Origin of the sequence: Nannocystis pusilla (assembly GCF_020073745.1) — a bacterium.
GTDB lineage: Bacteria > Myxococcota_A > Polyangia > Nannocystales > Nannocystaceae > Nannocystis > Nannocystis radixulma.
In genome coordinates, this window is sequence record NZ_JAIRAU010000020.1 from 33,447 (window position 1) to 51,317 (window position 17,871).

Genomic DNA, 17,871 nt, shown 5'->3' on the forward strand with positions numbered 1-17,871 from the left:
ACTGTATCAGGCCCGGCGGGGTGTGGCGGGCGAGAAACCAGGAGTATGGAAGGTCAGGCGCGGATCGGGCTGCGAAGCGGCGCAGCGGGCCTCCCGAGGCTCCCGGCCGTCTCCCGACGGGCCCGCGCGGGAGGGCGGCTGCGCGCGTGTGGGAGCCCGCGTGATCTCGTCCGGCGTGCGCACCTGCTTGCAGGTGCAAGCCGGTCAGGGCTATAGCGGGAGTGCCGTGAAGTTGATCCGTCGCGTCTCCCTCGGCCTGCGCGAAGGCTCCTCCGACAAGGTCTACATCGTCGACCTGTGCGAGGTGAGCAAGGGCAAGTTCGTCGTCAACTTCCAGTTCGGTCGGCGCGGCGCGCCGCTGAAGGACGGCACCAAGACCGATGCGCCGGTCAGCGAGAACACCGCGCGCTCGGTGTTCGCCAAGCTGGTCGACGAGAAGAAGCGCAAGGGCTACACCGAGTCGGCCGAGGCGGCGGCGGTGGGGCGGACCCTCGGCGGCGCCGCGAGCGAGGCGGCGCCCGCGGCGCCTGCCCGAAAGGCCAGCTCGAGCGTCACCAGCCCGGCCGAGGCGATCCTCGCCCGCCTCCAGGGCGCGCCCGCCAGCCGCAAGCCGTGGAGCCCGGCGCGGGTGGCCTGGCGCGCCGGCGAGTACCGCCTGCGCGAGGCCGTGCCGCACCTCATCCGCCTGATCGGCTCGGGCGACCAGCTGCTCGACTACTGCATCGCCTGGGCGCTGGCCCGCTGCGGCGACGGCGACACCTTCGCCGCGCTGGCGCGGGCCCGCAACGAACCTGGCCTTCAGGCCAGTAGCCTCGACGAGGCGCTGAAGCTGTTCATCCCGCGGGCGCAGAAGAGCGACCTCGTGATGCGCATGACGCTCGAGATGCTGCGCGGCTGGAGCGACGAGCTGCGCGAGGCCGTGGCCGCGAGGGCGCGCGCCGCCCTGCCGCCGACCTTGCGCGAGTTCGCTGGAAAAGGTGATCCCGACGCCTTCACGGCCGTGTTCCTGGCCGGGCTCGCGGCCGGCGACGCGGCCACGCTCGAGGACGTCTACCGCATCGACGACGACACCGTGCGCCCGGGCCTGCTCGCCGGCCTGCGCACGATTCCGCTGCAGGTCGGCTCGTTCCGCCACGTCCGCCACGTGTTCAAGATGGCCGAGGTCCGCGGCGACGCCGAGGTGTTCGGCCTCATCGCCCACCGCATCGAGAAGACCCCGGCCACCTTCGGCTCGCGCCGCAACATGTACCTCGGCGGCCGCTGGACCGACGTCGCCAAGGAGCTGAAGCGCACCGACTCGCGCCTGGCCTACTCGAGCAACACCCGCGATTACCTGCGGCGCCGGACCTTCCGCAGCCTGCGGCGCCTGGCCGAGGCCGGCGATGCGCTCGGCTACGTCAAGCTGGCGGTCGGGGTGCTCTTGCCGTTCACCGACGCCGACGGCCAGGAGATCCGGCAGGCCACGCGCTACAGCTACAGCACGCGCAAGAACAAGGTCACCCGCTGGGACCGCTTCGCCGCCTACCACGCCTTCAACGCGATCCTGTACGGCGGCAACAGCCCGCGCTACGAGCCGCGGGTGCGCGGCGCGACCTGGCGCTGCCGCAGCAACTACAAGCCCGGCGACCCGGCCCCGGCCCACCGCGAGGAGTCGTTCCCGAAGGTCTGGGACCAGGTGCCGCTCGGCCTCATGCACCTCCTGTCCGAAAGTGCATGTACGCTCGTGCACGAGTTCGCGGTCAAGGCGATCCGCGACAACAAGACCTTCCTCGCCGAGCTCGACGTCGACGGCATCGTCATGCTGCTCGAGCGCCCGTTCGAGGTCACCGCGCAGCTCGGCTTCGAGCTGGCCAGGGCGCGCTACAACCCCGACGACCCCGACCTCGCGCTGATCGCCGCCGTCGCCAATTGCGCCGTCCCGGCCGCGCGCAAGCTGGCGCACGGGTGGATCGACGCCGACCGCAACCGCTTCGCCGGCGCCCACGACCTGCTGGTCGCGCTGTTGTTCTCGCGCCACGAGGACACCCGCGCCTACGCCCGCGTGCTGCTGCAGGGCGTGCCGCTGCCCGCGGCGGCCGCCTCGACGCTGATCGCCCGCGTCGTCGCCGGCGTGCTCGCGCTGCCCGACACCCCCGAGGCCGCCGCGATCGCGGGCGACGTCGGCGAGACCTTGATGCGGGCCTTCGCCCGGCCGCTGCGCAGCGTCGGCCTCGGCGTCGTCGTCGACCTCGTCGCCCACCCGCTGCTCGGCGCCCAGACGCTCGCCGCCAACATCCTCCTCAACCACGACACGCGGCCCGAGGACCTGCCGGAGCAGCTCATCGCCGCGCTCGCGGTCGAGAGCAAGCACGCCGCGGTGCGCAGCCTCGGCATCCGCCTGTTCGGCGAGCTGCCCGACAGCGTCCTGGTCCAGCGCGGCGGCCTCATGCTCGCCTTCCTGACCTCGGCGCACGTCGACCAGCGCGACGCCATCCGCCCGGTGGTGCAGCGCCTCGCCGGCCGCGACCCGGCCTTCGCCGCCGCGATCGTCGGCCCGCTGATCGGCGCGCTGCTGGTCAAGGAGGCCCACGAGGGCGTGCACAGCTTCGTGCTGCGCCTGCTCAAGACCGACCTCGACGCCGCGCTCGGCAGCGTCGACAAGGACCTCGTCATGCGCCTCCTGCGGGCCAAGGCCCCGGCGGCGCAGGAGCTCGGCGGCCTGCTGCTGGCGCGCAACGTCGACCCCGACAGCCTCGACGTCGGCGAGGTCGCGCGCCTCGGCAGCCACGAGATCCTGGCCGTGCGCCACGCCGCGTGGCGCTTCTTCGAGCGCAACGTCGACCGCGTCCGCCGCGAGCTGCCGGTCGCGATCAAGCTGCTCGACGCCAAGTGGGACGACTCGCGCGCGTTCGCCTTCGGGTTCTTCCGCGAGAGCCTGCAGCCGGCCGACTACCCGCCCGACGTCCTGGTCGCCATCGCCGACTCGGTGCGCGCCGACGTGCAGGCGTTCGGCCGCGAGATGATCACCCGCTGCTTCCGCGAGGAGCACGGGCTCGACTACCTGCGCCGCCTCAGCGAGCACCCCTCGGCCGACGTGCAGCTGTTCGCCACCAACTACCTCGAGCAGTACGCGGCCGGCTCGATCGAGCGGCTGCGCGAGCTGACGCCGTACTTCCTCGGCGTGCTGTCGCGGGTCAACCGCGGCCGGGTGGCCAAGGCGCGGGTGTTCCGCTTCCTCACCGCCGAGGCGCTGAAGAGCCCCGAGGCGGCCCAGCTGGTCGCCGAGCTGATGACGCGACAGAGCCTGACGATGGCGATCGGCGACCGGGCGGCCAGCATCGTCGCCATGGTCGGGGTGCGCGAGCGCTTCGGCGACGTGCCGATGCCGATCGAGATCCGCCAGCCGCCGGTGCGGACGAAGGGACAGGTGCAGCGTGGAGTTTGAGTACCGCTATCACGGCAGCACCGCCGTGGACTCGTCGGCGCGCGCGACGAGCATGTCGTTCTCGCCCGACACCCGGCGCGAGCCGACTTACTTCGTCGGCGAGCTCGGCAAGTGCCTCGAGTTCCGCGAGGCCATCTCGGCGCTGCACGACGTGGTCGTCAGCGACCTGCGCTTCAAGCCCAAGGACCGCACCGAGTACATGGCCTGGCTGGCCAAGCAGGAGCAGGTCAACTGGCAGCAGGTCGCGCTGCAGCGCTCGCGCAACGCCGCCGACATCAAGCGCATGCAGGCCGAGCTCGACGGGCTGTACCGCACCAGCTCGCAGCGCATGCAGGGCTATAACAGCGCCAAGCGGCGCTACTTCGACTACCTGTACCAGAAGGACCGCGACGCCTGGTTCGTGCTCGACCCGGTGATCACCGTCCACCCCGACGAGGTGTTCTTCGAGTGCTTCTCGCAGGACGAGTCGACCTACGGCCGGCTGGGCGCCCGCTACGAGGTGTTCAGCCAGGTCAAGGAGTTCGCCTGCGGCACCACCAACATCGACTACTCCGCGGCGCTCTACGACGAGTTCCAGAAGATCCGCCGCTACAAGCAGACGATGTTCACCGTCGACCCGTCGGGCTTCGGCGTGCAGACCACCGCCGAGGACGACTTCAAGGAGCTGAAGATCGACCTGCCGGACTCGTGGGTGCGCGGGTTCCTGCAGGTCAGCGCGGCGATGACGCTGCCGACGATCTCGTTCGACCTCCACCCGATGGACGTGCACAACCTGTGCTTCGTGCTCCGCCGCCACAAGGAGAAGGTCGGCCCGCGCAGCCTGCGGTACAAGCTCAAGCCCGGCCACCCGGTCAAGGTCGTGTTCGAGCCGTGGAACCGCGAGATCGTGTTCCCGCGCTCGATCTACCGCGGCGACAAGGAGCACGAGGTCCGCGTGTGGGGCCGGCGACGGATCCTCATCCTCGAGCGGCTCATCCAGCTGGCCAACAAGTTCACCGTCCACCTGCTCGGCACCGGCCTGCCGTCGTTCTATATCGCCGACCTCGGCGACATGAACTTCACCCTCGGCCTGTCCGGATGGACCGCCAACGACTGGTCGACCGCCGGCAACTTCGACCTCATGGCCCCGCGCGCCACCGTCGACGAGTTCACCAAGCGGCGCGTGTTCGACGGCCTCAAGAAGCACTGGTTCTACAAGCCCGAGGCGCTCGCGCGCGAGCTCGAGCTCGACACCGCCGCGGTCTACGGGGCCCTGGCCGCGTACACGCAGGCCGGCCGGGCCATCTACGACCTCGACAAGCAGGTCTACCGCGTCCGCGAGCTCAGCCGCGACCCGCTGCCGATGGACAAGCTGCGGTTCGCCAACGAGCGCGAGGCCTCGGCGCAGACGCTGGTCCAGCAGAACATGGCCACGGTGCGCCAGGCGGTGCCGTCGGGCGAGGGCGGCCTGGTGCTGCGCGGACGCGTCCGCGACGACCTGGCTTCACGACCCTCCGGGTCTGGATCGCACAACTACGAGGCCGAGCTCGTTGTCGACCGCGACGAGCGGCTCAGCTCCGCGTCGTGCACGTGCAACTTCTACCAGCAAAATAAACTGTACAAGGGGCCGTGTGAGCATATACTGGCCCTGCGGATCCAGCACCGCCGCGCCCACGGCGGGAGCCTCTGAGTCGCTCGACCCCCCATTCGCACTCCGATCATTCACTCCGCGAGGCGCACCACCCATCTAGTTTCGTCATGACAACGGCGAAGGCCGAGCCTAGCAACCCGGGCGGCGGATCGCCGTCCTTGCGACATGCTCGTTCACGCTTCACTGGCCCGCTCTTGACTGTGCGGCCCATCGGGTAGCTGTCGCTATTCCGGTGGGACTTCCATGAAGCGACTGAGCGACAGCTACCCGGGGCCGCTTGAGTTGAGCGGTCCAGTCCTTTGAGCCTTCGTAGCGGGTCTTCGCCGTTGTCATGACACCCTATTCCGCGCACGCTCCCTTTACGCGACTCGAGTCGCTGACTCGCTGACCCCCCGCCTCGAACAATGGCCGGCCAACCGACATCCCGCGAAGCGCTGTACGAGCGGATCCGCAGCACCTCGAAGGAAGAGGTCATCCTCGAGGAGATGATCCGCCTCGGCTTCTGGCCGGCGCAGGGCACCGTCCCGCACGACCCGGCCGAGGAGATCCGGCGCCGCGGCGAGCTCGAGCGGCAGCTCGCGGAGCTGCGCGAGAAGGGGCGCAAGCTCTACAACGAGAAGGCGCTGATCGCCGAGCAGCGCAAGCAGCGGCTGGCCGAGTCGCGGCGCAAGCAGAAAGAGACCAAGGCCCGCCGCGAGCGCGAGCGCCAGGAGCGGGCCCAGAAGTGGGCCGCCCGCAAGGCCGGCGAGATCGTGTACCTCGGTGAAGATGTCTCCGGGGGCATGTCCCACAAGACATCCGACGCCGAGCGGATCAAAGCCCAGGGCGTGCCCGCGATCTCCAGCGCCGAGGAGCTGGCGAAGGCGATGGGCATCGAGGTCAAGGCGCTGCGCTTCCTCGCCTACAACCGCAAGGTCTCGCGCGTCTCGCACTACCGCCGCTTCCTCCTGCCCAAAAAGGCAGGCGGCCATCGCCTGATCTCCGCGCCGATGCCCCGGCTCAAGCGGGCCCAGGCCTGGGCGCTCGAGCACATCTTCGACAAGCTGACCTTCGAACCGGCCGCCCACGGCTTCGTCGCCGGCCGCTCGATCGTCACCAACGCCAGGCCCCACGTCGGCGCCGACGTGGTCGTCAACTTCGACCTCAAGGACTTCTTCCCCACCGTCTCGTTCCCGCGGGTCAAGGGCGCGCTGCGCCACCTCGGCTACAGCGAGTCGGTCGCCACCGCGCTCGCGCTGGTGTGCACCGAGCCCGACGTCGACGAGGTCGCCCTCGACGGCACCACCTGGTTCGTCGCCAGGGGCCAGCGCGTGTTGCCGCAGGGCTCGCCGTGCAGCCCGGCGATCACCAACCTGCTGTGCCGCCGCCTCGACCGCCGCCTCCACGGCCTCGCCCAGGCGCTCGGCTTCGTCTACACCCGCTACGCCGACGACCTCACGTTCAGCGGCCGCGGCGAGGCGGCCGAGAGCAAGCGCGTCGGCAAGCTGCTGCGCGGCGTCGCCGACATCGTCGCGCACGAGGGCTTCGTCGTGCACCCCGAGAAGACGCGGGTGATGCGTCGCGGTCGCCGGCAAGAGGTCACCGGCGTCGTCGTCAACGACAAGCCGAGCGTGCCGCGCGACGAGCTGCGCAAGTTCCGGGCGACGCTGTTCCAGATCGAGAAGGACGGCCCCGCGGGCAAGCGCTGGGGCAACGGCGGCGACGTGCTGGCGGCCGTGCACGGCTACGCGTCGTTCGTCGCCATGGTCGATCCGTCGCGCGGGCAGCCGCTGCTCGCGCGCACGCGGGCGCTGCTCGCCAAGCACGGTGGACCCAGCAAGCCGCCCGGAGGCTCGAGCCCGCGCGTGAGCCCGCCGGCCACGCCAACCGCCAATGCCCCCGAAGCGCCCAAGCCCGCCGCGCCCGCGACGCCGGCAGCCCCCGCCAAGAAGGGCTGGAAGCTCTTCTAGGCCCCGTCGGCCCGTGCGACAGTCACCGGCATGACGCCGGAGCTGACCGCGCTGATCGTCACCGCCGCGGCGTGGATCCTGCTCCACCTCGTGGTCGCCGGTTCGCCGCTGCGGCGGGTGATCGTCGCCAGGGTCCGTGAACCTGGCTTTCAGGGCATCTTCTCGCTGCTGTCGCTGGCCGGCCTGGTCGCGCTCGTGATGGCCTACCGCAGCGCCGCCGCCCCCGGCGTCAACGTCGACCTGTGGGTGCCGAGCCACGCGGCGCTGTGGACGCCGCTCGTCGTCATGCCGGTCGCGCTGCTGCTGATCGTCGGCTCGCTGACGACGCCGAACCCGACCTCGGTCGGCATGGAGCGCGTGCTGCAAGCGCCGACGCCGGCCCGCGGGATGTTGCGCGTCACCCGGCACCCGCTGCTGTGGGGCTTCGTGCTGTGGGCCGCGGCGCACGCGGTCGCCAACGGCGACGCCGCCTCGCTGGTGCTGTTCGCCGCGATCGCCGTGCCGGCCCTGTGCGGCATGTTCAGCATCGACCGCAAGCGCGCCCGCCGGGACCCGGTCGGCTGGCAGCGCTACGCCGCCGTCACCTCGATCGTCCCGTTCGCGGCCATCGCCGCCGGCCGCAACCAGTTCGTCGCCGGCGAGATCGGCCTGTGGCGCGCCGGCGTGGCCCTCCTGGTCGCCGCCGCGATCGTCGCCGCCCACCCGCTGGTGATCGGCGTGTCGGCGCTGCCGTTCTCCTGAGCTTACAGACATGTCCTTCAAGACAGCAGACGAGGCCTGCGCCGAGGGCGAGCGCCGCGACCAGCGCGGCGACCACGAGGGGGCCCTGGCCGCGTTCGAGGCCGCGCTGAAGCTCGACCCGCGCCACCCCGCCGCGCTCAACTACGCCGGCTGGCTGCTGACCACGCGCCTGCGCGATCGGCCAGGTGCGATGGGACAGGGCCTCGACCTGCTGCGCGACGCCATCGCCGCGGCGCCCGACGACACCCGCCCGCTCTACAACTTCGCCGACGCCTGCGTGGCGCTCGGTCAAGTCGCCGAGGCGCTCGCGCCGGTCGACGCCGCGCTGGAGCGGCGGCCCGACTGGGCCGAGGCGTGGAACCTGCGCGGCTGGCTGCGGGGGGTCAAGGGCGGCGAGCCCCGCGGCGGCCTCGACGACCTGCAGCAGGCGCTGCGCTTCCGCGGCTGGTACGGCGACGCCTACCTCAACCGCGGCCGGATCTGCCTCGCGCTCGCGGAGCACGCCGCGGCCGAGTCGGCGCTCCGCCAGGCCCTGCGGATCGGCTGCTTCCGCCCGGCCGAGGCCCACCACCGCCTCGGCGAGCTCCACGAGCGCCGCGGGCACCTCCGCCGCGCGCTCGGCCACTTCCGCCGCGCCGTCGAGCTGGGCGCCGGCGACCTGGCCCAGGACGCGACCGGCGGGGTGGTGCGCTGCGGCAACGCGCTGCTGCACCGCGGCCGCTTCTTCCTCCACGCCGACGAGGAGACCCGGCGCATGACCACGGACCGCCAGACGCGCCCCGCCCGGCCGATCGCCGCCGTGCTGGCCGACGTCCGCGGCGAGCTCGCCCGGGTCGCCGAGGATCCCGCCGACCAGCTGCTCACCGTCGGCCGCATGGGGCTGATGGCCGCAGAGACATGTCTTTCAGAGCATGCCCTGCAGCCCCGGTGGGCCGACCAGTCGCCGGCGCTGGCGATCGAGCTGCTGGCGACCGCCTTCACCGGCGAGCGGTACGACGCGCTGCGGCGGGTGGCCGAGGACGTCCGGCGGATCTGGCTCGAGCTCCACGACGAGCTGCTGGCGCGCGAGGAGCCCGACCCGGAGGCCTCGGCGCTGGCCGAGGTCGAGCGGCTCGCGGGGGAGCGCGAGTTCGCGGCGGCCGTCGCGGCCCTGCGCGCGATCGAGACCTGCGACGAGGTCCACCTGCTGCGCCGCGCCGCGGCGGCCGAGCTCCTCGGCGATCGCGCGCGCCTCCACGGCGACGCCGCCGGCGCGCTCGGCCTCTACCGCCTCGCCTACGGCGACTTCGCCCGGCACGCCTCGTACGCGACCTCGGGCGGCGAGGGCATGGCCCGCATGCACGACGTGAACCGCCTGACCGGCAAGTTGGCCGAGCTCGGCGATCGCTGAGCGCGTTCGCGCCCGTTGAGCGGCAGGGCCGCCCGCGCTACCGTGCAGCCCGGCGCGCGGCCCGGGGCTGACCTGTCCCGAAGACCATCCTCCGCGCGCCCGGAGCGAGCATGGGCGGCGGAAGTTACGACGGCGAAGTGGCCAGGGAGTCGCGTTCGCGCGGCGGCGACGTGTTCACCTACCGCGGCGAGGCGAGCCCGCACGGCCCGCGAGGGGTGCACCCGCTACTCGACGCGTCCGGCCGGGTGCGCGAGTGCATGAACCCGACCCCGATCGTGGTGGCGATGGACGTCACCCGCTCGCGCGGCGACGACACCCGCATCATCTACGCCAAGCTGCCGCTGTTCATCGGCCAGATCGAGCTCAAGGGCTACGTGCCGGGCGCCGCGATCAGCTTCTGCGCGATCGGTGACGCCACCGCCGGCGACAAGGCCCCGATCCAGATCGGCCAGTTCGAGGCGGACAACCGCCTCGACGAGGCGCTCAGCAAGTGCTGGATCGAGGAGGGCGGCGGCGGCTCGGGCCAGGAGTCGTACGAGCTCGCGGCCTACTACTACGCCCGCCACACCAGGCTCGCGTGCCTCGAGCAGGGCGCCAAGGGCTACTTCTTCTTCCTCGGTGACGAGGGCTTCTATCCGCAGGTCAGCGCCGAGCAGGTGAGGCGCGTGCTCGGCCACGACATGCCGGAGGCGCGCCCGGGCGCGACCGGCGTGGACAGCCGCACGATCTTCCGCGAGCTGCAGGACAAGTTCCACACGTTCCTGATCTACCCGCAGAAGTCGATGTCCGAGCGCCGCGCCGACATCGACGCGGAGATCCGCCAGCGGGTGCTCCAGGCCGGCGGGCGCTACGAGGGCGTCGACATCCGCGCGTCGCTGATCTGGGACAACCGCAACGACCTCGACCTCCACGTGATCGCGCCGTCGGGCGAGCACATCTACTACGCCCACAAGCGCTCGCAGTGCGGCGGCTGGCTCGACGTCGACATGAACGTGCGCGGCGAGTCGACCAAGCCGGTCGAGAACGTGCAGTGGATCCGCGGCTCGGCCCCGGCCGGCCGGTACCGCGTGTTCGTCCACAACTACCGCTTCCACGAGCGCGACGAGGGCCCGACGCAGTTCCGCGTCGAGGTCGAGATCAACGGCAAGGTCGAGCACTTCAGCAAGGTGATTTCGCAGAAGGGCGAGACGGGGCAGGACAGCGAGGTGCAGATCCTCGAGTTCGACTACGACCCGGGTCAGCGCCCCGCCGAGCACCCGGCCGATGCCGGGGTGTACGCCAGCTACAGCGACGACGTGATCCTGCGCCAGTGGGGCGAGGTCCTGCCGCAGCCGCACATCCTCCGCATCGAGGACCCGAAGGCGATCATCGATGTCATGCTCGGCGCGCTGGCCATCACCGGCGGCGGCCGCACGCTCGACGAGTACATCGCCGACATGCGCGGCCGCGAACAGCTCGACCTGCGCCAGGACCAGGCGTTCCGCACCCTCGGAGCGCTCGCCGCCGCCTGGCGGGCCGGCGGGCCCCCCTCCGTGCAGGCTCCGGTCAGCGCTCCCCCGGGTCGCTCGCGCCGGTTGTGACCTGTCCCTGGGGTCATGTGAGTCCGCGCGGTCGGCCGAGTCGGGCGCTCGCCGGACCTGGACCTGTCCCGCGGGACAGGCCTCGCCGCGCCGGTCGCGTCCGATGAAACGACGCCGGTCGACAGCAAGTGGCCGACGAATCAGCGCGGGCTCGAGGCCCGCGCGCGCGGCGGCCGGAGATCGCGACAGCGAACCGGCGCGGCCTCGATGCCCGCGCCGGGGGTCATGACGATCAGTGGCGGCCGCAGGCGAGCGCGCGCAGCTCGTTCATCGTCTTGACGCGGAGGCTGCACGGCAGGGTCTCGACGAACTTGGCCGCCTGCGCCCACGAGTCGCCGCGCAGCTTCCACGAGCGCAGCTCCTCGGTGGGCGTGTACTTGCGGCGGTCGAGGTCGGCGCAGTACTGCTCGGCCGTGCGCTTGGCCATGCGCTTCGCCGGGGTCAGCTTGCTGGGGTCGACGGCGGGCTTGGCGGCGGCGGGGACCGCCTGCAGCGGCGCGCCGGTCCACATGCCGGCCGCGACGACCTGGGCCTCGCGCTTGCTCAGGCCCGCGGCCTGCCACGCGGCGACGTCCTCGGCGGGCGTCGGGCCGAACGCGTCATGGCGTTGCAGCCATGTCCCGAGGACCAGGGAGGCGATCGCGGTCACCGCGATCGCCCCGGCGCGGGCCGGCCGGATCGCCGCCTCGGAGCCGCGAAGCACCACGACGGAGCCGGCCAGGGCGGTCGCCACGGCCGCGATCGCCAGCACGGCGGTCGAGCCGGACAGGCCCACGAGCAGACCGAACAGGGTGCCGACGGCGCCGCCGAGCGTCAGGTCGGTGGCGAGGGCGTGACGGGGGGCGTGGTCGGTAGGCGAGGGGAAGGCTTTCATCATCGTGCGGCCAGCGTATCACTCCCGCGGCGAGGCGCGACGGGCGAGCCCGCGCGGTGCAGCGATCGGCCTGCGTCGGATATCCTGGGCCGGTGAGCTCCCGAGTGCTGCTGTTCGTCCCCGTGCTGGCCGCTTGCGTCGGAGATCCAGCGACGTCCGTGACCGACTCCGACGCAGGTGAGAGTTCGACGGCGAGCACGACCACATCCGGCTCCAGCGGGGACGGCGCGACCGAGTCGACGACGGGTGTGACGGCGCCGACAGGCACGAGCGGCTCGACCGGCGACGTCACGACCGAGGCGACGAGCGGACCGACCACCGGCGACGACCCGGCCCTCGGCTGCAACGGCCACGTCGCGCTGTGCGGGCGCCGCTACGACGAGGTCGCCTACCCGTGCACGCACAACAGCTACTCCTCGCAGGACGCGGGCTTCACCCCGCTGGTCGCCAACCAGCGGCGCACCGTCGCCGTCCAGCTCGAGGAGGGCGTGCGGGCGTTGATGCTCGACGTCCACCTCGACGAGGGCGAGACGGCCCTGTGCCATGGGACATGTACGTACGGCAAGACGCCGCACGTCGACGTGCTCGCCGACATCGCCGCGTTCCTGGCCGCCAACCCGCGCGAGGTCGTCACGATCCTCTACGAGGACTCGGCCCCGGTCGGGGACATCGCCGCCGACTACGCCGCCCTCGACCTCGCGGACAAATTGTTCGTGTACGAGGGCGGCCCGTTCCCGACGCTCGAGGAGATGATCGCCGCCGACACGCGCCTCGTCGTCACCGCCGAGCAGGGCGGCCCGCCGCCCGCCTGGTACCACCACCTGTGGGACCTCGCGTGGGACACCCCGTACTCGTACATGAGCGCCGACGAGTTCTCGTGCGCCCTCAACCGTGGCGACACCGACAACCCGCTGTTCCTCGTCAACCACTGGGTCAACAGCGTGCTCGACCTGCCGCTCGAGATGAACGCGATCGAGGTCAACACCTACGAGGTCCTGCACGCGCGCGTGGTCGAGTGTATGCAAGAGAGCGGCGACTTCCCCAACTTCGTCGCGGTGGATTACTACGAACGCGGTGATCTGTTCGCGGTGGTCGACGCGCTCAACGGAGTGTAAGACCGGCGCTCCCGAGCATGACCATGAACCTTCGCACGAGCCTGTCCGGCGCGGCCCTACTCCTCGTCCTCCTCCCGTCCGGCTGCGGTGACTCGACGGCCGCCGGCACCGACTCGGACACCACGACCGGCGCGCCGGAGGAGCCGCCGGTCGAGCTCGACGCGGCGGGGTGCGTGCCGAGGTGCGTCAAGGACGTCGACCCGGCGACCATCACGAAGATCGAGGCCGACTGCGAGGTCTGCGACCGTCCTCCCGGCGAGGAGACCTGCGAACCACTGGTCGAGTGCCGGGAAGAGCTCGGCTGGTTGAAGATCCCCGAGGGCGAGACCGCGTGCTTCTCGTTCCGCTTCGATGACGGCTTCATCACCCCGTCCGAGCTCGACGACCTCGGCCAGGCGTGCCTCGACCTCGGCACCAACGCGGAGTACTTCATCCTCCGCGCCGGCGAGGCGCCGGCCGGCACCACGGTGACGGTCGCGTGCACGTGGTCGCCGGACCCGGCGATGGACTGCCCGATGCTGTGACCGCCGCGCGGGTTACCCGTGCCGCACGGTGACCTGCAGGCTGCCGCCCTTGGGCACCGTGAGCACGCCCTCCGCGAGGATCTTCTGCCCGTCGCGGACCTGCACGTCGTGCTTGCCGGGCAGCAGCGACAGGCTCGCGTCGGGCACCGTGCCGGCGTAGCGGCCGTCGACGAACACGCTGCCGCGGCCGCCGTCGATCTCGAACGCGACCTTGCAGGCGGGGCCCTTGCGCTTGGCCTTGAGCTGCTTGGCCGACAGCGACGCGTCGGGCTCCCACTTGGCCTTGTCGTCGGACAGGCACACCCCGCTGGCGTCGGAGCACGAGGCCGCGGCGCGGGCCGGCGCGGCGGCGCCGAGGGCGAGGGCGAGGGCGAGGGCGGGCAGGGCGGCGAAGGTGCGAAGGGACATGGCCGAAAGTTCCTGGTCGAAGGGAAATGTCCTCACGGTCAGAAGCGGCCGCCGAGGGAGATGCCGCCGTAGCCGTAGCCGAGCGCCGGGGCGACGTGGACGCCGGCCGTCTCGCTGCCGCCGTGCTCGGCGCGGTAGGCCTTGCGCTTCTTGACGCCGAGGGCGAGCAGGGCGATGCCGACGCCGAGGCCCACGGCCGCCACGCCGATGCCGGCGTAGGCGACCACGTTGGCGTTCTTGCCCTTCTTGTCGATGTCGTCGAACTGGGCGTCGAAGTCGATCGCCGACGGGTCGAGCGCCTCGACGTCCTTCTGCGCCCTGGCGCTGAGCGCCAGGCCGGCGCCGATCATCGCCAGGCCGCCGACGCCGACCGCGGTCATCAGCGAGCCGCCGGCGATGAGGCCGCGACCGTCCCGCGGGGCGCCCTTGTCCGGCTTCTTCTCCTCGACCGGCGGCGGGGCCTCGACCGGCTTGTCGAGGTCGGCGATGGCCTTCTCGCTGTCCTCGATGACCTGCTTGCCGCGGGCGATCTCGCGGTCGAACTCGCCGGCCTCGAGGTGCTGCCACTCCGGGTCGCAGCGCGGGTCCTGCTGGAAGGCGGCGATGTCGAGGCCGATGGAGGCCTGCTCGATGGCGGCCGTCAGCGCCGCCTTGTCGCGCTCGGCGACGCCCTCGGCCAGGTAGGCCTCGCCGGCGTCGATGAAGAGCACGGGGTCCTTGGTCTTCTTGGCCTCGCCCGCGAGCAGCTCGGCGGCGCCGCCAGGATCGCTCGACATCATCGGCTTCGCGCGATCCTGCACGACCTTGCGGACGCCCGAGGCCCTCGCGGGCGTGACCTCCTCGGCGGCGTGCGCCGGCAGCGGCAAGGTCGTGGTCGGGAGCGTGACGACGAGCAGCGTCGCAGCGAGCCTCAAGACAGGTCTGCGCTCCGCAGGCCGTGGGGTCGAGTGCGCGATCATCCCGGGCACGGTACCAGGGCCCGCGGCGGAGGAAAACATCGCGCTCGAGGCGCGAACCACCGGGCGTGAAAGCTGCGAGCGTCGCCGCCGAATTCCACCACGGGCGCGGCGGGGTCTCCACACCGCAGCTCGACCTGACCCCGAGGCCCGGTCGGCGTCCGCGGTCCCTGTGCGCCGACGCGGCTCCTTGTGCTCTTCCCCCGGGCGCGGTTTTGCGGCTACCGTGTCGGCGTGACGACAGGCGGCCACGGACTTCGCAAGTGGTTGAGCGCGGCGCTCCTCGGCGCGCTGCTCGCTGGTGCGTGCTACGAGGGCCCGGGGCCCAAGGAGCCCCCGCCGGGCTCGCCGGGGGGCTTCTGCGCGCCCGGTGGGCTGTGCAACGGGCCGACGAGCGTGTGCGATCCCGAGGGCGATTACTGTTACGACAAGTTCAACGTGTGCCGCGGCATCTTCTGCGGCGAGGCCGGCCAGTGCGTGCCCGTCGACGCCAAGCCCAGCTGCGTGTGCAACCCCGGGTACACCAACGAGATGTATTCGCTCTACTGCGAGCCGATCACCTCGCTGTGAGCGCCGTGAAGGAGTAGAGGCGGCGGCGCGAGCCGGCTATGCTCCCTCCGCCCATGCGCTCGATCGTGCACCGCCTGCTGTCCCGCCCGCTGCGCCTGCCGGCCATCCTCGGGCCGCGGCCTCGGCCGGGTGACCCGCAGATCTTCCGCTTCAACAGCGAGCGCGAGCAGATCATCGCCGAGGTCGTGCGCCGCACCGAGGAGTACTTCGCGGCCGATCCGAAGCGCCTGATGTACGCGCTCAACGAGGCCGGTCACGCGGAGATCCGGCGGCTGTCGGCGCAGGGCGACGCCGAGGCCGACCAGGCGCTGGGCTCGTGGCGCCGGCTGGTCAAGCGGCTCGGCAAGATGTCGCACGAGGAGCGGACCGAGAGCCTGCGGGCGATCAGCCGCGGCATGGCCGAGGACATCGCCGGCAACTTCGACGCGCGGGTGTACAAGCTGGCGACGCGCCTGATCCCCGGGGTGCTGACGGCGGTGATGAACCCGATGGGCCTGCCGAACCAGCTGCTCGCCGGCGGCTTCAGCCAGCTCGACGCGCTGATCTCCGCCGAGGGCCCGCTCGACAAGCTGCGCCGCCTGGCCCAGATCGGCACGCTGGTGCTGGTCCCGACCCACTCGTCGAACCTCGACTCGGTCGCGCTCGGCTACGTGCTCATGCGCGAGAACCTGCCGCCCGTGGTCTACGGCGCCGGCAAGAACCTGTTCAGCAACCCGCTGATCAGCTTCTTCATGCACAACCTCGGCGCCTACCGCGTCGACCGCCGCGTCTCGGCCGTGCTCTACAAGGAGGCGCTGAAGACCTACTCGTGCCTGATGATCGAGCGCGGCTACCACTCGCTGTTCTTCCCCGGCGGCACGCGCTCGCGCTCGAACATGATCGAGCGCAAGCTCAAGCTCGGGCTGGCCGGCACCGCGGTCGAGGCGTTCTCGCGCAACCAGGCCCGCGGCCTGCATCGCCCGGTGTTCTTCGTGCCGGCGACGCTGAACTACGCGCTCGTGCTCGAGGCCGAGACGCTGATCGAGGACCACCTCAAGGGGGCCGGCCAGGCCCGCTACATCATCGACGACGACGAGTTCTCGCGCGTCGACCGCGTCTACGCGTTCATGACCAAGCTGGTCACGCTGCGCTCGGCGCTGGTGGTCCGCTTCGGCGACGCGATGGACCCGTTCTGCAACCCGGTCGACGACGAGGGCCGCTCGATCGCCCCGTCGGGCCAGCCGGTCGACCCGGGCTCGTACGTCAGTCGGCGCGGCGTCGCCACCGTCGACCCCGCGCGCGACGCCGGCTACACCCGCGAGCTCGGCGACGCGATCGCCCGCGTGTACCAGCGCGAGACGGTGATCATCTGGACGCAGCTGGTCGCGCACGTGCTCTACCGCCACCTGGTCTTTGCGACACCCGAGCTCGACCTGTTCAGCCGCCAGCGCCGCCGCGGCGAGGTGGCGATGCCGCGCGACCAACTGGTGCGCGAGGTCGCCGAGGCGCGCGACCGCCTGCTGTTCGCCGAGGCCGAGGGGCGGGTCCGCGTCGGGCCGGTGCTGCGCTCGCAGTCGCCGGAGCGGATCGTGTCCGAGGCGCTGTCGGCGTGGCGCGACTACCACACCAAGATCGTCGCGCGCGAGGTCGGAGACGACGTGCTGATCGAAGACCCGAACCTGCTGCTGTTCTATCAGAACCGGCTGCTGCCGTGGGCCGAGGAGCTGGCGACCGAGGAGACGCTGGCCGCCGCGCGCAGCATCGTCAACCAGGGAGGCAAGGCATGAGCGCGCCGCCGATCGGGATCATCGGAGGCGGGAACTTCGGCTGGGGCCTGGCGCACGCGGTCGAGCGGGCCGGGCGCGAGGCGCTGCTGTGGAGCCGCCGGCCGCAGCGCGCCGGCACCGAGCACATCGAGCTGGTCTCGGGGCCAGGTGCGCTCGCGGCCGCCGAGCTGATCTTCTTCGCCGTGCCGTCGCCGTACGTCGCCACCATCGCCCGCGAGCTCGGCGTGCACCTCGACGGCGGGCACTTCCTGGTCCACATCTCGCGCGGCGTGGTCGGCGACGACCTCCTCGGCCTGACCCAGGTGCTGCGCAGCGAGACGCCGTGCCGGCGGGTCGGCGCGCTGGCGGGGCCGCTGGTGGCCGACGCGCTGATCACCGGGGCGCCGAGCGGGGGCGTGGTCGCCAGCCGCTTCCCCGAGGTCCGCGCGGCGGTGCGCGAGGCGCTCGGCGGGCCGGCGTTGCGGCTCTACAGCACCGACGACGTCACCGGGGCCGAGTTCGCGTCGACCGCGGTCGGCCTGTTCGCCACCGCGATCGGGTTCGCCCAGGGCCACGGGCTCGGGCCGGCGGCGCAGGCGATGCTGGCGACGCGGGCGATGGCCGAGGCGGCGCGGATCGGCGTGGTGCTCGGCGGCAAGCACGAGACGTTCATGGGCCTCGCGGGCTTCGGCGACCTGCTTGCGGCGGTGGCCGGCGACGACCGCCCCGAGCTGGCGATCGGGCGCGCGATCGCGGAGAACCAGCCGCTCGAGCAGATCGGGTCGATCGGCGGCACCTACTTCGAGGGCCTCGAGAGCGCGGGGCGGATCGCGGCCTACACGCGGCGCGTCAAGCTGCACGCGCCGGTGATCACGCTGTGCGCCGCCGCGTTCGCGCGCGAGATCCCCGCGGAGGAGGCCGTCGCCGCCTTGATGTCGCGCGAGGTCGGCGAGGAGTAATCTGAC

14 protein-coding genes are annotated in these 17,871 nt (G+C 72.0%); 11 read left to right on the forward strand and 3 right to left on the reverse strand.

Annotation, left to right across the window (positions count from 1 at the left end; all coding sequences use genetic code 11):
- The first annotated feature begins 226 nt into the window (after positions 1-226).
- From K7C98_RS16310 to K7C98_RS16335, 6 genes are all read left to right on the forward strand, one after another.
- A complete protein-coding gene (locus tag K7C98_RS16310; protein ID WP_224192597.1) occupies positions 227-3,424 on the forward strand; it encodes a WGR domain-containing protein in 3,198 nt (1,065 codons plus the stop codon).
- On the forward strand, positions 3,414-5,093 hold the full coding sequence (locus K7C98_RS44840) for an SWIM zinc finger family protein (protein WP_224192598.1): 1,680 nt from the start codon (positions 3,414-3,416) through the stop codon (positions 5,091-5,093). The genes K7C98_RS16310 and K7C98_RS44840 overlap by 11 nt, the downstream gene beginning before the upstream one ends.
- A 365-nt stretch (positions 5,094-5,458) precedes the next feature.
- A complete protein-coding gene (locus tag K7C98_RS16320; RefSeq protein ID WP_224192599.1) occupies positions 5,459-7,003 on the forward strand; it encodes a reverse transcriptase family protein in 1,545 nt (514 codons plus the stop codon).
- Between the two features lie 30 nt (positions 7,004-7,033).
- A complete protein-coding gene (locus tag K7C98_RS16325) occupies positions 7,034-7,744 on the forward strand; it encodes an NnrU family protein (RefSeq protein ID WP_224192600.1) in 711 nt (236 codons plus the stop codon).
- A gap of 10 nt (positions 7,745-7,754) precedes the next feature.
- Complete coding sequence (locus K7C98_RS16330; protein ID WP_224192601.1) at positions 7,755-9,134, forward strand: tetratricopeptide repeat protein; 1,380 nt, start codon at positions 7,755-7,757, stop codon at positions 9,132-9,134.
- A gap of 110 nt (positions 9,135-9,244) precedes the next feature.
- Entirely contained in the window at positions 9,245-10,714 is a 1,470-nt protein-coding gene (locus tag K7C98_RS16335) for a YfaP family protein (protein WP_224192602.1), read from the forward strand.
- Between the two features lie 232 nt (positions 10,715-10,946).
- Here the strand turns inward: K7C98_RS16335 and K7C98_RS16340 are convergent, their stop codons facing one another.
- A complete protein-coding gene (locus tag K7C98_RS16340; RefSeq protein ID WP_224192603.1) occupies positions 10,947-11,588 on the reverse strand; it encodes a hypothetical protein in 642 nt (213 codons plus the stop codon).
- A 92-nt stretch (positions 11,589-11,680) separates the two neighbouring features.
- On the opposite strand from K7C98_RS16340, the gene K7C98_RS16345 reads away from it, so the two are divergent.
- Together K7C98_RS16345 and K7C98_RS16350 are read left to right on the forward strand one after the other, a co-directional pair.
- The gene (locus K7C98_RS16345; RefSeq protein ID WP_224192604.1) at positions 11,681-12,703 is read left to right on the forward strand and encodes a hypothetical protein; all 1,023 of its coding nucleotides are present in this window, start codon (positions 11,681-11,683) and stop codon (positions 12,701-12,703) included.
- A gap of 23 nt (positions 12,704-12,726) precedes the next feature.
- Positions 12,727-13,227, forward strand: a complete 501-nt coding sequence (locus tag K7C98_RS16350; protein ID WP_224192605.1) for a hypothetical protein — start codon at positions 12,727-12,729, stop codon at positions 13,225-13,227.
- A 12-nt stretch (positions 13,228-13,239) separates the two neighbouring features.
- On the opposite strand, the gene K7C98_RS16355 is transcribed toward K7C98_RS16350, so the two are convergent.
- Both K7C98_RS16355 and K7C98_RS16360 read right to left on the reverse strand, forming a co-directional pair.
- Positions 13,240-13,635 (reverse strand): hypothetical protein, encoded by a 396-nt coding sequence (locus K7C98_RS16355; RefSeq protein ID WP_224192606.1) that lies wholly within the window; start codon positions 13,633-13,635, stop codon positions 13,240-13,242.
- 38 nt (positions 13,636-13,673) lie between these two features.
- Positions 13,674-14,594, reverse strand: coding sequence for a hypothetical protein (locus K7C98_RS16360; RefSeq protein WP_224192607.1), 921 nt, complete (start codon positions 14,592-14,594; stop codon positions 13,674-13,676).
- Positions 14,595-14,825: 231 nt separating this feature from the next.
- On the opposite strand from K7C98_RS16360, the gene K7C98_RS16365 reads away from it, so the two are divergent.
- From K7C98_RS16365 to K7C98_RS16375, 3 genes are read left to right on the forward strand one after another with little or no spacing between them, the layout of a single operon-like run.
- A complete protein-coding gene (locus K7C98_RS16365) occupies positions 14,826-15,161 on the forward strand; it encodes a hypothetical protein (RefSeq protein ID WP_224192608.1) in 336 nt (111 codons plus the stop codon).
- Positions 15,162-15,214: 53 nt separating this feature from the next.
- On the forward strand, positions 15,215-16,927 hold the full coding sequence (locus K7C98_RS16370) for a 1-acyl-sn-glycerol-3-phosphate acyltransferase (protein WP_224192609.1): 1,713 nt from the start codon (positions 15,215-15,217) through the stop codon (positions 16,925-16,927).
- Complete coding sequence (locus K7C98_RS16375; protein WP_224192610.1) at positions 16,924-17,865, forward strand: NAD(P)-binding domain-containing protein; 942 nt, start codon at positions 16,924-16,926, stop codon at positions 17,863-17,865. The genes K7C98_RS16370 and K7C98_RS16375 overlap by 4 nt, the downstream gene beginning before the upstream one ends.
- The last annotated feature ends 6 nt before the right edge of the window (positions 17,866-17,871 follow it).

Bases quoted from the DNA above. Each gene is read 5' to 3' on its own strand.
- K7C98_RS16320 (WP_224192599.1), top strand. From the start codon at position 5,459: ATGGCCGGCCAACCGACATCCCGCGAAGCGCTGTACGAGCGGATCCGC.
- K7C98_RS16325 (WP_224192600.1), top strand. From the start codon at position 7,034: ATGACGCCGGAGCTGACCGCGCTGATCGTCACCGCCGCGGCGTGGATC.
- K7C98_RS16330 (WP_224192601.1), top strand. From the start codon at position 7,755: ATGTCCTTCAAGACAGCAGACGAGGCCTGCGCCGAGGGCGAGCGCCGC.
- K7C98_RS16335 (WP_224192602.1), top strand. From the start codon at position 9,245: ATGGGCGGCGGAAGTTACGACGGCGAAGTGGCCAGGGAGTCGCGTTCG.
- K7C98_RS16340 (WP_224192603.1), bottom strand. From the start codon at position 11,588: ATGAAAGCCTTCCCCTCGCCTACCGACCACGCCCCCCGTCACGCCCTC.
- K7C98_RS16350 (WP_224192605.1), top strand. From the start codon at position 12,727: ATGAACCTTCGCACGAGCCTGTCCGGCGCGGCCCTACTCCTCGTCCTC.
- K7C98_RS16355 (WP_224192606.1), bottom strand. From the start codon at position 13,635: ATGTCCCTTCGCACCTTCGCCGCCCTGCCCGCCCTCGCCCTCGCCCTC.
- K7C98_RS16360 (WP_224192607.1), bottom strand. From the start codon at position 14,594: ATGATCGCGCACTCGACCCCACGGCCTGCGGAGCGCAGACCTGTCTTG.
- K7C98_RS16370 (WP_224192609.1), top strand. From the start codon at position 15,215: ATGCGCTCGATCGTGCACCGCCTGCTGTCCCGCCCGCTGCGCCTGCCG.
- K7C98_RS16375 (WP_224192610.1), top strand. From the start codon at position 16,924: ATGAGCGCGCCGCCGATCGGGATCATCGGAGGCGGGAACTTCGGCTGG.